The 14,600-nt window shown below is 64.3% G+C and carries 15 protein-coding genes; 9 read left to right on the top strand and 6 right to left on the bottom strand.

The features are described from left to right. The 3 genes from A7D16_RS19040 to A7D16_RS19030 form a co-directional block, all read right to left on the bottom strand. Window positions 1-873, bottom strand: coding sequence for a sulfurtransferase (locus A7D16_RS19040; RefSeq protein WP_064634799.1), 873 nt, complete (start codon window positions 871-873; stop codon window positions 1-3). After that, the gene (locus A7D16_RS19035) at window positions 870-1,679 is read right to left on the bottom strand and encodes a CoA pyrophosphatase (RefSeq protein WP_064634853.1); all 810 of its coding nucleotides are present in this window, start codon (window positions 1,677-1,679) and stop codon (window positions 870-872) included. Before A7D16_RS19035 ends, A7D16_RS19040 begins: the two co-directional genes overlap by 4 nt. A gap of 112 nt (window positions 1,680-1,791) precedes the next feature. Beyond that, window positions 1,792-2,490 (bottom strand): FKBP-type peptidyl-prolyl cis-trans isomerase N-terminal domain-containing protein, encoded by a 699-nt coding sequence (locus A7D16_RS19030; protein WP_004429231.1) that lies wholly within the window; start codon window positions 2,488-2,490, stop codon window positions 1,792-1,794. Window positions 2,491-2,653: 163 nt separating this feature from the next. Between A7D16_RS19030 and A7D16_RS19025 the strand changes: the two genes are divergently transcribed. Genes A7D16_RS19025 through nth form a run of 3 tightly spaced genes read left to right on the top strand, consistent with a single transcriptional unit; the run spans window position 2,654 to window position 4,531 of the window. Further along, a complete protein-coding gene (locus A7D16_RS19025) occupies window positions 2,654-3,436 on the top strand; it encodes an enoyl-CoA hydratase-related protein (RefSeq protein WP_064634798.1) in 783 nt (260 codons plus the stop codon). A 7-nt stretch (window positions 3,437-3,443) separates the two neighbouring features. After that, a complete protein-coding gene (locus A7D16_RS19020) occupies window positions 3,444-3,824 on the top strand; it encodes a hypothetical protein (RefSeq protein WP_064634797.1) in 381 nt (126 codons plus the stop codon). Then, window positions 3,821-4,531, top strand: coding sequence for an endonuclease III (gene nth, locus A7D16_RS19015; protein WP_064634796.1), 711 nt, complete (start codon window positions 3,821-3,823; stop codon window positions 4,529-4,531). The genes A7D16_RS19020 and nth overlap by 4 nt, the downstream gene beginning before the upstream one ends. Before the next feature lie 224 nt (window positions 4,532-4,755). Here nth and A7D16_RS19010 read toward each other — a convergent pair whose 3' ends face one another. The 3 genes from A7D16_RS19010 to A7D16_RS19000 all read right to left on the bottom strand — a co-directional run bounded on the left by A7D16_RS19010 (window position 4,756) and on the right by A7D16_RS19000 (window position 7,452). Further along, window positions 4,756-6,324 (bottom strand): SulP family inorganic anion transporter, encoded by a 1,569-nt coding sequence (locus A7D16_RS19010; RefSeq protein ID WP_064634795.1) that lies wholly within the window; start codon window positions 6,322-6,324, stop codon window positions 4,756-4,758. 11 nt (window positions 6,325-6,335) lie between these two features. Continuing rightward, window positions 6,336-7,016 carry a carbonic anhydrase gene (locus A7D16_RS19005; RefSeq protein ID WP_016902474.1) on the bottom strand — a complete coding sequence of 227 codons (681 nt, stop codon included), beginning with the start codon at window positions 7,014-7,016 and terminating at the stop codon, window positions 6,336-6,338. A 115-nt stretch (window positions 7,017-7,131) separates the two neighbouring features. Further along, window positions 7,132-7,452, bottom strand: coding sequence for a hypothetical protein (locus A7D16_RS19000; RefSeq protein WP_193395488.1), 321 nt, complete (start codon window positions 7,450-7,452; stop codon window positions 7,132-7,134). A gap of 336 nt (window positions 7,453-7,788) precedes the next feature. On the opposite strand from A7D16_RS19000, the gene A7D16_RS18995 reads away from it, so the two are divergent. The 6 genes from A7D16_RS18995 to pstB all read left to right on the top strand — a co-directional run bounded on the left by A7D16_RS18995 (window position 7,789) and on the right by pstB (window position 14,487). Continuing rightward, the gene (locus A7D16_RS18995; protein ID WP_064634793.1) at window positions 7,789-9,039 is read left to right on the top strand and encodes an OprO/OprP family phosphate-selective porin; all 1,251 of its coding nucleotides are present in this window, start codon (window positions 7,789-7,791) and stop codon (window positions 9,037-9,039) included. Between the two features lie 193 nt (window positions 9,040-9,232). After that, entirely contained in the window at window positions 9,233-10,252 is a 1,020-nt protein-coding gene (pstS, locus tag A7D16_RS18990; RefSeq protein WP_064634792.1) for a phosphate ABC transporter substrate-binding protein PstS, read from the top strand. 334 nt (window positions 10,253-10,586) lie between these two features. Then, window positions 10,587-11,678, top strand: a complete 1,092-nt coding sequence (gene pstS, locus A7D16_RS18985; protein WP_064634791.1) for a phosphate ABC transporter substrate-binding protein PstS — start codon at window positions 10,587-10,589, stop codon at window positions 11,676-11,678. 112 nt (window positions 11,679-11,790) lie between these two features. Next, the gene (gene pstC, locus A7D16_RS18980) at window positions 11,791-12,765 is read left to right on the top strand and encodes a phosphate ABC transporter permease subunit PstC (protein WP_064634790.1); all 975 of its coding nucleotides are present in this window, start codon (window positions 11,791-11,793) and stop codon (window positions 12,763-12,765) included. Beyond that, entirely contained in the window at window positions 12,765-13,634 is an 870-nt protein-coding gene (gene pstA, locus A7D16_RS18975) for a phosphate ABC transporter permease PstA (protein WP_064634789.1), read from the top strand. Before pstC ends, pstA begins: the two co-directional genes overlap by 1 nt. 22 nt (window positions 13,635-13,656) lie before the next feature. After that, window positions 13,657-14,487, top strand: a complete 831-nt coding sequence (gene pstB / locus A7D16_RS18970) for a phosphate ABC transporter ATP-binding protein PstB (protein WP_064634788.1) — start codon at window positions 13,657-13,659, stop codon at window positions 14,485-14,487. Window positions 14,488-14,600 lie beyond the last annotated feature (113 nt).

Here is a 14,600-nt window from a genome sequence, read left to right as displayed (position 1 = left end):
TCAGGCCCCGGTCGCGACCGGTCGCGCCGGATCCTGCGACCAACCGCTCCAGGAACCGGCGTAAACGCGCGCGCCGGACAACCCCGCCACTTCCAATCCCAGCAGCAGATGGCACGCCGTCACCCCGGATCCGCACATCACCACCACCTGCTCGGGCGGATACGCGCCGAGTAATGCAGACAACTCGGCGCGCAATTCGTCCGCAGGCTTGAAGCGGCCATCGCGAAGGCTCAGCCCCAACGGGCGACTCACCGCACCCGGCACGTGCCCGGCCACCGGGTCGATCGGCTCGACCTCGCCACGAAAGCGCTCGCCCGCGCGCGCATCCAGCAACCAGCCTGGGGCCTGCTGCAAGCGCGTCACCATCTGCTCGGCATCGACCACTGCAGCCGGATCGAAGCTGCCGGGATACGCGGCGCCGTCGCCGCGCGCGGGCGTCTCGATACTTTCTGCAAACCCCGCGGCGCGCCATGCGGCCAGCCCGCCATCCAGCACCGCCACCCGGCGATGCCCCATCAGCCGCAACATCCACCAGGCGCGTGCCGCCGCCATGCTGCCATCGCCGGCGTCGTAGACCACCACCTGGCTGTGCGGATCGATGCCCCATTCGCCCAGCCGTCGGGCAAACGCAGCACTGTGCGGCAGCGGGTGCCGCCCCAGCGCTGGCCGCGACAGATCCGCCAGGTCGTGGTCGAGATCGGCGTAATGCGCGCCGGGCAGATGCCCCTGGGCATACGCCTTGCGCGCCGCATCCGGGTCCGGTGCGGTCGGTGGCGCGGCGCGCGCATCCAGCAGTCGTAGCTGCGGATGCTCTAACGTAGCGGCCAGCGTGGCGGCATCGACCAGCGTGGTCCAGTTCGGATCGGCACTCATGCAACCTGCTCCAGGCGACGACGAAGATTCAGAAGGATGGCCGCAGTGGCGCCCCAGATGCGGTGCGCAGGCCAGTCGTATTCGAGCACGCGGCGCGGCCGCCCGCGAAATTCCAATTCCACGCTGCGCAGATTGTCCGGGTCCATCAGGTAGGCCAGCGGCACTTCGAACACGTCGGCCACCTCGTCCGGCTGCGGCACCGCCACGAATGCCGGGTCGATCACCGCCACCACCGGCGTCACCCGAAAGCCGCTCACGGTCAGAAACGGATCCAGATAACCCACCGCATGCACCTGCTGCGCGCCCAGCGCGATCTCTTCGCAGCTCTCACGCAGCGCGGCCGCGGCGGCATCGGCATCGGACGGCTCCATGCGCCCACCCGGGAAGCTGACCTGCCCGGCGTGATGGCGCAGGCTGTCGGTGCGTCGGGTCAGCAGCACCGTGGTGCCCTGTTCGCGCGGCACCAGCCCGCACAGCACCGCCGCCTCGGCAGAGGCGTCGCCATCGGTCAGATCGATCAGTTCGGCATGATTCCAGCCCGGCCCGTCGGGCGCGGTGTCCAGCGGATACAGCGCGCGTTTCAGCTGCGCGTACTCGGGCAGCCGCGCCGCCAGCGCGCGTGCGGGCAGCACCGTATGCAGATAGTCCTGGCGTTCGGCGTCGCTCATGCTCATCCAGCGTGCAATTTCATCCAGGCTGCGCAAGCAGCCGACACAGTGCGACTGCGCGTCCAGCGAACATACACCGATACACGGGCTAGGCAGACGACCGGCATCAGCTTCGGGTTCGACATCCATGCCGCTCATCGCTGGATCCTGCGGCAATTGCATCGTTTCATCGTTCTCTTCGGGCAATCGGTCGACCAAAACGACAACGCCGGCCTGATGGCCGGCGTTGTCGTCGCAACATCGAGTGCAATTACTTGACGCTGACCAGCTTGATTTCGAACTGCACAGCCACGTTCGGCGGGAACGGGGTCCGCGGGTCGGCACCGTAGGCCTTTTCCGGCGGCAGGGTCACTTCCCACTTCGAGCCGGCCGGCATCTGCAGCAGCGTGTCGCGCATGGCCTGCATTTCGACTTCGCTGACCTTGATGGCCGGAATCTGCTGCGCCGGACGTGCCTTCTCGCGGTCGCCGAACGGGAACGGACCGGCCACTTCCAGCTGCACGGTGCTGGCCTGGGTCGGCTTGGCGCCCTTGCCGGCTTCGATCACGCGGTACTGCACGCCGCTCGGCAGCGTCTGCACGCCAGCGGTGCTCTTGTTCTTGGCCAGGAACGCATCGCTCTTGGTCTTGTTGGCCGCAGCGGCCTTGTCGTACTCGGCCTTGGCCTGCTGGGCACGGCCCTGCTCGCGCTTCTGGAACGCTTCAACCGCCGGCTTGAGCTGGTCGGCAGTGATCGCCGGCTGCTTCTTGGCATAGGCGTCCTGCAGACCCTTTACCACCGAGTTGATGTCGAGCTGCTCGCCGCGGCCGGTGAGCTCGGCAAGGTTATTGCCGTAGTCATAGCCGAAGTAGTAGCTCAACTTGCCCTTCTCGGACGTCGTGTCCTGGGCCAGTGCATTGCCCGTCAGGGCCAGGGCCGCCACAGCGACCGCGATAGAACGCAACTTCATCAAACAATTCTCCAGGGTGGTGGCACAGGACGGGTCTGCCGCCTGAGATGACGCGCTAGGATAGCGGCCGCGATACCGAACCGCTACTTATCACGAAAGCTATGACCAGCAAGGCTTTCGGAAGTTCCGTATTTACTAATTTTTTACGTTCGCAAGGGTTCCCATGTCCAATCACGTCATTCTGATCGCCGATCACGCCAGCGTCCGGACGATTACGGTCAACCGGCCGGACAAACTGAACGCCTTGAACCAGCAGACCATGCAGGCCCTGGATCAGGCGTTTCAGGATGCCGCCGCTGCTGAAGATGTGCGTGTGGTGATTCTCACCGGCGCCAGCCCCAAGGCCTTCGTGGCCGGCGCGGATATCGCCGAAATGAGCGACCTGTCGGCGATCCAGGGCCGCGAGTTCTCGCTGCTGGGACAGCGGCTGATGCGCCGGATCGAACGCATGCCCAAGCCGGTGATCGCGATGATCAACGGGTTTGCGCTGGGCGGCGGGCTGGAGCTGGCAATGGCCTGCCATCTGCGCATCGCCGCGGCCACCGCGCGCCTGGGACAGCCGGAAATCAACCTCGGCCTGATCCCCGGCTTCGGCGGCACCCAGCGCCTGCTGCGCCTGACCGGGCGTGCCGCAGCGCTGGAACTGTGCCTGCTCGGCCTGCCGATCGACGCAGCGCGCGCACTGCAACTGGGCCTGCTCAATCGTGTGGTCGAAGCGGACGCCTTGCAGGAAGAAACCTTCGCGCTGGCACACCGCCTGGCCGCCGCTGCACCGCTGGCGCTGCGCGGCATCCTGGATGCGGTGATATTCGGTGGCGAATGCGCCATCGAAGAAGGCCTGCAACTGGAAACCGCGCAATTTGCGCTGTTATTCGCCACTGACGACATGCGCGAAGGCACCCGCGCGTTTCTCGACAAGCGCCCTGCCCACTTCAGCAACCGCTGACATCGCCATGACGCTCGACCCCATCCCGGCACTGCGTCCGTTGCCCTTGCAGTTGTTCGATTGTGTGGTGGCCGACGATCTCGACCGTGCGCTGGCGCTCGGCTTGATGGCGTACCTGCCCGACCCGCAGCACGACGCCCTGGACGCCGACTGCGCGCAGGTGTGCGCCACGTTGCTGGCTACACAACGGCGCTTGCGCGACGCCTGGGCGGCGCGCGAACGCTATCGCGCACGTGCCGCGCGCCTGCAACGCCGCGCCGCCGAACGCGATGCACGCAGGGCGCCCGCCCCGGCGCCCAGCCAGCCGGCAGCACCGGCATTGCCGCCGCTGGCCGCTGCCATCCTGGCGCGCGCCAAGGCAAAAGCCGCCGGTGGAGCGCAGCCATGAACGCGACGCAGGCAACTCCGCCGGCACGGCGTGGCAGCAGCATGCGCAAGCCCGAGATCCAGGAGATGTTCGAGCGCCTGCGCGAACTTAATCCGCACCCGACCACCGAGCTGGAATACACCACCCCGTTCGAATTATTGATCGCCGTGCTGCTGTCGGCGCAAGCCACCGACGTCGGCGTCAACAAGGCCACCCGCAAGCTGTATCCGGTGGCCAACACACCGCGCGACATTCTGGATCTGGGCGAAGAAGGCCTGAAGCGTTACATCGCCACCATCGGGCTATTCAACGCCAAGGCAAAGAATGTCATTGCGACCTGCCGCATTCTGCTCGAACGCTACGGCGGCGAAGTGCCGCACGACCGCGCCGCGCTGGAAGCGCTGCCCGGCGTCGGCCGCAAGACGGCCAACGTGGTGCTCAACACCGCCTTCGGCGAGCCCGCCATGGCCGTGGACACGCATATCTTTCGCGTCTCCAACCGCACCGGCCTTGCGCCAGGCAAGGACGTACGCGCCGTCGAAGACAAATTGGTGAAAGTGATTCCTGCCGAGTTTCTGCACGACGCGCATCACTGGCTGATCCTGCACGGCCGCTACGTCTGCAAGGCACGCAAACCCGATTGCCCAGGCTGCGTGATCCACGATCTATGCCGCTATCGCGACAAGACCCAGGCAGCCCCGGAGCGCCCTGCAAAAACCAGGAGCTGATGCAGCGGTGGCATCGGAGCAGGGCTGCAACGGAGCAACGGCGCGGCAAAGAGCTTGATCCCCACGCTGCAAACGCGCGGCCGCAAGCTTTTCCGATTCCCGATTCCCGATTCCCGATTCCCCGCTCAAAAAAAATCGTGACCGGATGATGCGTCTTTCGGCGCCATGCATCATCCGGTCACGATGGGGGTCACCCGGCGCGAACGCCGGGCGTTTACAACAGCTTACGCAGCTTTCGCCCGCTCGACATGCGGCTCCACCGGTGCGCGTTCCACCGTTGGCCGCCCTTCGACACGTCGCTCCAGCTCCTTCCAGTCCACCACCAGCTCGCAGCCGCGCGACGCCGCATTGCGGCTCCAATCGCGCAACAACTCGATGCAGGCATGGTCGACGTGGTGCAGCTTGGCCACATCCAGATGCAGTGCAGTGTTCGGCGGCACGCTTTCCAGCGTCCGCGCCATGGCCGGCACTTTGAGGAAGGTAGCCGAGCCCTGCAGGGTCAAATGCATCTCGTCCTTATTGTCGGCGTGCTCGCGCACTTCGACCTTCAGACGCGAGGAATGCAGTGCCAGGCGGAACAACGACAGACCGAAGCCGATCAGCACGCCGGTCAGCAGGTCGGTTGCCACGATCGCGAAGGTGGTGGCCAGATAGATCGCAGCCGTTCCACGACCATAGGTCGCCAGCTCCTTGACCTGCCCGATCTTGATCATCTTCACGCCCGTGTAGACCAGGATGCCGGCCAGACACGCCACCGGCGTCATCCGCAGCAGCCACGGCAGCAGCATGGCGAACACCAGCAACCAGCTGCCGTGCAGGATGGTCGATGCACGCGTCGCCGCACCGGCCTGCACATTGGCCGCACTGCGCACGATCACACCGGTCATCGGCAACGCACCCAGAAAACCGCACAGCATGTTGCCCACGCCCTGCGCCGCCAGCTCACGGTCGTACTGCGTGCGTGCACCCTGATGCATGCGGTCCACCGCCGCCGCCGACAGCAAGGTTTCAGCGCTGGCGATGAAGGCGAAGGTCACTGCCGAGACCAGCAGCGTGTGGTTGAACACGCCGAAGATGTCGGAAATGCTGGGGATGCTGATCGCAGAGAACAGGTTGGTCGGGACGTCGACCTTGTTGACGTCCAGGCCCTGCAACTGCACGGTCGCCGTCACTGCCACCACCGCGATCAACGCACCGGGCAGGAAGCGCAGACGCTGTGGACGCAGCTTGTCCCATGCCAGGATGATGCCGATCGTCCCCAGACCCACCAACAACGCCGTGCGGCCGGTGCCTTCGCTGATCGCCTGCCACAACACGGCGGGCAATGCGGCGAAGTTTTCCAGACCGCGCGCCTTGGGCGCGGCGTCCATCAACACGTGTGCCTGCGAGGCCACGATCAGGATGCCGATACCAGACAACATACCGGCCACCACGGCCGGCGATGTCATGCGGAACCACACACCTGCGCGGCACAGGCCGGCAACCAGCTGAATTGCACCGGCGACCAGGATCACCGGACCAAGCGCAGCGGCGCCGTGCTCACGGACCAGTTCGAACACCAACACAGCCAGGCCGGCGGCCGGCCCGCTCACCTGCAGCGGAGAACCCGCCAGAAAGCCAACAACCAGACCACCGATAATGCCGGTGATCAGGCCTGCGGCCGGCGGCATGCCGGATGCGATCGCAATACCCATGCACAGCGGAAGCGCGACGAGGAAGACCACCACAGACGCCAATAAATCGCGCCCAAACAGTCCCTGACGGAAATATCCGCCGATACCTGATGTGTTCATGGTGGGCTCCGTCAGGCGAGTTCAGCGCGCACGACTTGCTGCAGTCGCGGGCGTGGGGTGGCTTCAGGGGTGTTGTCCGCCAACAACGGACGGAAGCCACCCTTCTCGGCATCGAAGGCGCGAATCTCGCCGTGGGCGATATCGTAGATCCAGCCATGGATGCGCAAGGTGCCTGCGGCAAGACGCGCCGCCACCACCGGCTGCGTACGCAGATGGTCAAGCTGCGAGACCACGTTCTCTTCGGTCATGCAGCTCAGCGCTTCCTGGCTGTGCGGATCATGGCCGTGATGCGCGGTGACATGACGCGCCGCATCGGTGTGCTTGAGCCACGCCGCTACGGAGGGCACGTCTTCCAGCGACTCCGGCTTGAGCACGGCCTTCATCGCGCCGCAGTCGGTATGGCCGCAGATCACGATGTGACGCACGCCCAGTACCGCAATGGCGTACTCGATAGCCGCCACCACGCCGCTGACATGCTGCGAGTACGGCGGCACCACGTTGCCGATATTGCGGTAGACGAACAATTCGCCTGGCTGCGCGGAGAAGATCAGCTCCGGCATGACGCGCGAATCTGCGCAGGTAATGAACAGCGTGTGCGGGCTTTGGCCGCCAGCCAGTTCCTGAAAACGCGCACTCTGGCGCGGATACACTTCCTTGCGGAAATGACGAAAACCTTCTAGCAAACTTTCCATGGGAGATTCCTCTAGGCAACGAATAGCCGTCCGCGGCGCAAACCGCGAATTGCAAAGACAAACAAATCAATCGGAAATCCGGCGCGCAACGCACCGGGTACAGCGACAGCGTGGATCAGCCAAGCAGTGCGGTTGGAGGGCGCAACTGTGGGATCAGATCGCGTTTTTGACTTGCCGGCGCGTGATGCGCGTGCCAAGACGGGGAATACCGCGCCAGCATCGGCCATGCTTGGGAGAGCAAGGGGATATCGTCTGCAGGCTGTGTATCGACTTGGCTCTGTGTATCGCCGTTGTCCTGCGGATCTTTTGCTGCATCGCGTTCTTCGCCAGCATCCACCATCACCGCCAAGCCGTCGCCCACAAACGCATCGTGGATGCGCGTATGTGCACTGGCTGCCGACCACGCGGTGAGCGCGAGCAGGCCGACCAGCAGCAATTGGAGGAATCGAGGAAACATGGCCTCGAAAGTAACAATTTTAAACAACCATGTGCAAGTGGTGCGACGCACAAAGCAGCTGATTGGCCCTGGATTGACGACAGTAGTTCAGGTTGCAATAAGCTTGAGCTCGCCACTACGTGACGCAGGTACGCTGTTACAACTGTCATAACGCGGTCTTCGTTCAGACTCATGACACGCAGTGACAAAAACCAAACACACGTAAATGTTTGTCTTCATTGACAAAAATATCGAATTACCGCGGTGCGAAGTTGTCACATTAACGCAACTTTCACGCCATAGCCTGCACTCACTTTCTCGGGTTGCAAGGCACACATGAAACGTTCTCCTACCCTGCTCGGCTCTGCCCTGTTGCTGGCACTAGCCGCACCCGCCGCACACGCTGAAATCGCCGTCGACGTGATCGGCGGCTCGGAGATCTCGCTGGACGGTCTGGTCCAGGCCGACGGCAACTGGTTCCACAACGATGTGCAGGACCTCAACGGCCCGATCGGCGCCAACGGCGACGATTCCGAATTCAGCATCCGCCGTGCCGAGCTGGTGCTCAAGGGCAGGGGCCCGGGCAATTTTGAATGGGTGGCCGGCTACGACCCGAGCGTGCTGAAGGAAGTCACCATCCGCGGCACCACCATTCGCAGTACCGGCCGTTTCCTCGACAACAACGTCAAGTACAAGTTCGGCGGCAACGCGAACAACTACCTGCAGATCGGCCAGTTCAAGCAACCCAACAGCCTGGAAGAACTGTCCAGCACCAAGAATAACGACTTCGTCTCCAAGGCCGCGGTGACCAATACCTACGGCATCTCGCGCCGGCTGGGCGTGGCCTATGGCATGGGCGACAACAACTGGAGCGTGACCGCCAGTGCATTCGGCCGCGAGCTGACCCGTAACCAGGCCCACGGCAGTGGCTACGGCGCGCGCGGCACCTGGGCGCCGATCAACGAGAGCGGCAACGTGCTGCACGTCGGCGTCAGCTACCTGGGTTACGACACCGACGACGACACCCTGCGCCTGCGTGCGCGCCCCGACGCCGACCTGACCACGGTGCGCCTGATCGACAGCGGCGCAATCACCAACGTGGACAGCGTGGGCGTGGCCGGTGCCGAGGCGATGTGGATCACCGGCCCGTTCAAGCTGCAGAGCGAATTGTTTCAGGAGAACGCCAAGCGCATCGGCAACAACGCCGACGACTATAAGAGTGACGGTTGGTATGTCAGCGGCGTCTGGAACATCACCGGCGAGACCTGGAGCTACAAGGCCGGCGTGCCGACCACCCCGCTGCCGAACGAACCGGCCTCGGGGATGTGGCAGCTGGCGGTGCGCTACGACACCCTGGACCTCAACGACGGCCACCTGGTCTCCAACGGCACCACCCCGTTCGTGGACGGCGTGCTGGGCGGCAAGATGGATGTGTGGACGATCGGTGCCAACTGGTACTGGCGCTCCAACTTCAAGTTCGCACTGAACTACGCGAAAGTGGAAAGCACGCGTTACAACAGCGCCACCCGGCGCTTGGTGGACGACGACCCGTCGATCATCGAAGCACGCGCGCAGTTCTATTGGTAAGCCATCCGCTGCGCTGGCCGCCGGGGGAGCTTGCTGAGCATCCCCGGCACCCTCCGCGCGGCGCTCGATCCAGCAGGCGCCCGCGCTTGCGCGTCACTGCACTGTCATCTCTTCGACACCGCGCGGTCATGCCCCTGCCCTGCAATGGCAGGCCTGCGGGACGTCCTGACCTCAACCCTACTGGAGCTGTTCCGTGATCCACTCCTTCAAGACCCGTCTGGCCGTCGGCGTGCTCGCCGCCGCGCTGGCACTGTGCGCCCAGGCTGCCGATGTCACCGGCGCCGGTGCGTCGTTCATTTACCCGGTGATGTCCAAGTGGTCGGCCGACTACAACACCGCCACCAAGAAGCAGGTCAACTACCAATCGATCGGTTCGGGTGGTGGCATTGCCCAGATCAAGGCGGCCAGCGTGGACTTCGGCTCCTCCGATGCGCCGCTGAAGCCGGAAGAACTGGCCGCTGCCGGCCTGGCGCAGTTTCCCTCGGTGATTGGCGGCGTGGTGCCGGTGGTCAACGTACCGGGCATCGCTGCCGGTGCGCTCAAGCTGGACGGCAAGACCCTGGGCGACATCTTCCTGGGCAAGGTCAGCACCTGGAACGACCCGGCGATCGCCGCGCTGAATCCAGGCATGAAGCTGCCGGACGGCAAGATCACCGTGGTGCATCGCGCCGACGGTTCGGGCACCAGCTTCAACTTCACCAACTACCTGTCCAAGGTCAACCCGGACTGGAAGGGCAAGGTCGGCGAAGGCGCTGCCGTGCAGTGGCCGACCGGTATTGGCGGCAAGGGCAACGAAGGCGTGGCTGCGTACGTGAAGCAGATCAAGGGCGGCATCGGCTATGTCGAGCTGTCGTACGCGCTGCAGAACAAGATGACCTACACCGCGATGAAGAACGCCGCCGGCAAGTTCGTGCAGCCGTCAGATGAAACCTTCGCCGCCGCTGCCAACAGCGCCGACTGGGGCAGCAGCAAGGACTTCTATCTGCTGATGACCAATGCGGCCGGCGATAACGCCTGGCCGATCACCGCGACCAATTTCATCCTGGTGCAGAAGAAGCCCAAGAACCCGGCCGGCCTGAAGAACACGCTGGACTTCTTCCGCTGGGTCTACAGCAAGGGCGATACGCAGGCCAGGCAACTGGACTACGTACCGCTGCCGGGCAGCCTGGTGACCCAGATCGAGGCGTACTGGGCCAAGAACCTGCCGCACTAAGAGCTGACTAACCAGTGGCGCAGCGGGGCAGGCAATGCCCTGACGGGAATGAGCGCGTTGTCGATGTCGACACCCTGCCCCTTCCGCGCCAGCTGACCAAGATATGCCGTGTTTTGCCGCTTTTGCAGCAGAGACGCAGCAAGTCAGGACCGACGCCGTCTCTCTCCCCGGCGTCGGCCCCGGGACGCGGATCCCGGAGGGTGCAAGCCCTCCGCGGTCCGCGTCTTTTTTTGTGATGCCTTCGCCAGAAGGCACTGTCATGCACGTGTAACAAAAACATCATTTCATAGCGTGGTCTGCCGGACCCCCCGGCCAATCCAGCCTCGGAGCTTCCATGAAATTGCAGTCGGCCAGCCTGACCGCCCTGTCCCTCACCATCGCCCTCGCCCTGGCCGCGTGCTCGCCCGGCAAGGATGCGCAGTCCGGCGACGCCGCCAAGGGCTCGCCGACCGCGGGTGCCACCGCTGGCGACAGCAAGAGCGCCGAGATCTCCGGCGCCGGTGCGTCTTTCATCTACCCTCTGGTGTCCAAGTGGTCGGCCGACTACAACGCCGCCACCGGTAACAAGGTGAACTACCAGTCGATCGGTTCGGGCGGCGGCGTTGCGCAGATCAAGGCCGGCACGGTGGATTTCGGCTCGACCGACAAGCCGCTGGACAGCGCCGAATTGCAGCAGGCCGGCCTGGGCCAGTTCCCGTCCGCCATCGGCGGCGTGGTGCCGGTAGTCAATCTGGAAGGCATCGCAGCGGGCAAGCTGCGCCTGACCGGCGCACTGCTGGGCGATATCTTCCTGGGCAAGGTCAGCAGGTGGAACGACGCGGCCATTGTCGCGGCCAATCCCGGCGTGACCCTGCCGGCCACCAAGATCAACCTGGTGCACCGCTCGGATGGCTCGGGCACCACCTTCAATTTCTCCAACTACCTGTCCAAGGTCAGCCCGGAGTGGAAGAGCAAGGTCGGCGAAGGCACCTCGGTGCAGTGGCCGGGTGGCGTCGGCGGCAAGGGCAACGAAGGCGTGGCCTCGTACGTGCAGCAGATCAAGGGCTCGATCGGCTACGTCGAGCTGGCCTATGCGCTGCAGAACAAGATGCCGTACACCTCGCTGCAGAACGCGGCCGGCCAGTGGGTCGAGCCGAATGCGGACAGCTTTGCCGCCGCTGCCGCCAGTGCCGACTGGGCCAATGCCCGCGACTTCAACCTGGTGATCACCAATGCGCCGGGCGAGAAGGCCTGGCCGATCACGGCCACCAACTTCATGCTGATGCACAAGCAGCCCAAGGACGCCGTGCGCAGCAAGGCGACGCTGGACTTCTTCAAGTGGGCGCTGGAAAACGGCCAGGCCCAGGCCAGCGAATTGCACTACGTGCCGCTGCCGCCGGAGCTGGTGAAGCAGATCGAAGCCTATTGGGGCAGCGAGTTCAAGTAATGCCCTGCACCCGCCCATGCGGAGGGCTGCGCTGCGGCGAGGTACCTGAAGGTGCCTCGCCGTTCCTGCTGTCTCACGCTCCCGCCGTTGCGCGGGTGACGAGTCCAATCGAATGAATGCCACCGCCATTCCCGAAGCGATGACCGCACCACGCGGCCGCGACCTGCGCGATGCACGCGCCGATCGCCTGTTCAAGCTCGCGCTGGCCGCCACGGTCGTTTTCGTCCTGTTGGCGCTCGGCAGCGCGGCGCTGTCGATGCTGTGGGGCGGACGCCATGCCCTGCAGGCACAGGGCCTGAGTTTCTTCTATTCCGCCGACTGGAATCCGGTCGAAAACAAATACGGTGCGCTGGCACCGATCTACGGCACCCTGGTCACCGCGTTGATTGCGATGCTGATCGCCGTACCGGTGAGTTTCGGCATTGCGTTCTTTCTCACCGAGGTGGCGCCGCGCTGGTTGCGTGGCCCGGTCGGCACCGCCATCGAACTGCTGGCCGGCATTCCGTCGATCATCTACGGCATGTGGGGCCTGTTCGTGCTGGTACCGGTGATGACCGAGCACGTGACGCCGTGGCTCAACGATCACCTGGGCACGCTGCCGCTGATCGGCCCGTTGTTTCAGGGCCCGCCGCTGGGCATCGGCCTGCTGACCGCAGGTTTCGTGCTGGCGATCATGGTGATTCCCTTCATCTCCTCGGTGATGCGCGAAGTGTTCCTGACCGTGCCCACGCGCCTGAAGGAATCGGCATACGCGCTCGGATCGACCAAGTGGGAAGTGAGCTGGGACATCGTGCTGCCTTACACCCGCTCGGCGGTGATCGGCGGTGTGTTTCTCGGCCTGGGGCGTGCACTGGGCGAAACCATGGCAGTTGCATTTGTGGTCGGTAACACGGTGCGCTTGTCGCCGTCGCTGCTGGAACCCGGCACCACCATCGCAGCGTTGATCGCCAACGATTTCGGCGAGGCCACCGAGACCTACCGGTCGGCGCTGCTGCTGTTGGGCTTCGTGCTGTTTATCGTGACCTTCATCGTGCTGGCGATCGCGCGCTTCATGCTGATGCAGCTGTCGCGTCGGGAGGGCAACTGATGTCCGCCGCTTCGGTGTCGCAATCGTTGTACAACCGCCGCCGGGTGACCAACGCGATTGCGTTGCTGCTGTCGTGCGTCACGGCCTTGTTCGGCCTGTTCTTTCTGGCCTGGATCCTGTGGACGCTGTTGTCCAAGGGCGTGCCCGGCATCGACCTCAATCTGTTTACCAAGATGACACCGCCACCCATGCAGGAAGGCGGATTGCTCAATGCCTTCTTCGGCAGCGCAGTGATGTGCGGGCTGGCGCTGGCGATCGGCACACCGCTGGGCATTGCCGCCGGCACCTGGTTGGCCGAGTACGGCAATGCGCGCAAGACCGGGCTGGTGGTGCGCTTCGTCAACGACATCCTGCTCTCTGCGCCATCGATCGTGCTGGGCCTGTTCGTCTACACCTTGTATGTGATGCAGACCGGCGGGCGCTTCTCTGCATTCGCCGGTGCGCTGTCGCTGGCGTTCATCGTGCTGCCGGTGGTGGTGCGTACCACCGACGAAATGCTGCGGCTGGTGCCGGCGCAGATGCGCGAAGCGGCATTGTCGCTGGGCATTCCGCAGTGGAAGGTCACCGTGCAGGTGCTCTACCGCAGCGCCTCGGCAGGCATCGTCACCGGCGTGTTGCTGGCCCTGGCCCGCATCAGCGGCGAGACCGCGCCGTTGCTGTTCACCGCCTTCGGCAATCAGTATTGGAACAGCAACGTGTTCCAGCCGATGGCCAGCGTGCCGGTGATCATGAATCAGTTCGCCGGCAGCCCGTACGACACCTGGCAGACCCTGGCCTGGGCAGGCGCGCTGGTGCTGACCGTGTTCGTGTTGCTGGTCAGCCTGGGCGCACGTGCCCTGCTCTTGCGCAACAAGATCTCCAATGACTGACCTTTCCTTCCGGACACCCGACATGAACGATCTCCAAAACGCCAAGCCGATGCATCGCATCGCTGTTCTGGCCGCCAAGGGGGCGCCGACGGCGAAGGCGCCGGTGAAGGTGGCCGCACGCAATCTGGATTTCTATTACGACAAGTACCACGCGCTCAAGGGCATCAATATCGAGATCCCGGAAAAGCGCGTCACCGCGTTGATCGGGCCTTCGGGGTGCGGCAAATCGACCTTGCTGCGCATCTTCAACCGCATCTACGCGCTGTACCCGAAGATGGAAGCGCGCGGCGAGGTGTTGCTGGACAACGAAAACATCCTGTCGCCCAAGTATCCGATGAACCGCCTGCGCAGCAAGGTAGGCATGGTGTTCCAGAAGCCGGTGCCGTTCCCGATGACGATCTTCGAGAACGTCGCCTACGGTATCCGCCACCACGAAAAACTGTCCAAGGCCGACATGCAGAACCGCGTCGAGCAGGCGCTGCGCCAGGGCGCGCTGTGGGACGAGGTCAAGGACAAACTTGGGCAAAGCGCGTTGGGTCTGTCCGGTGGCCAGCAGCAGCGCCTATGCATCGCACGCGCGGTGGCATTGCGCCCGGACGTGCTGCTGCTGGACGAACCGACCTCGGCGCTGGATCCGATTTCCACCAGCCGCATCGAGCAGCTGGTGGAAGAGCTCAAGCGCGAATACACCATCGTGATCGTGACCCACAACATGCAGCAGGCCGCGCGCGTGTCGGACTACACCGCTTTCATGTATCTGGGCGACCTGATCGAACACGACCGCACCGAAACGATTTTCTCCCAGCCGTCCAAGCAGCAGACCGAGGACTACATCACCGGTCGTTTCGGCTGATGTAAGCCGCACCAGCACACCGCAGCATTGACGCAGTTCCGTCGCACCGCCCGGCACGCCAGTGACATCAAGTGCCCTGTCGCCGAGGTGACGGCGGACATCCACCACTGCCA

It is taken from the genome of Xanthomonas nasturtii (genome assembly GCF_001660815.1).
GTDB classification, from domain to species: domain Bacteria; phylum Pseudomonadota; class Gammaproteobacteria; order Xanthomonadales; family Xanthomonadaceae; genus Xanthomonas; species Xanthomonas nasturtii.
Note: the sequence above shows the minus strand (reverse complement) of the source record. Positions and strands in the feature narration are given on the sequence as shown.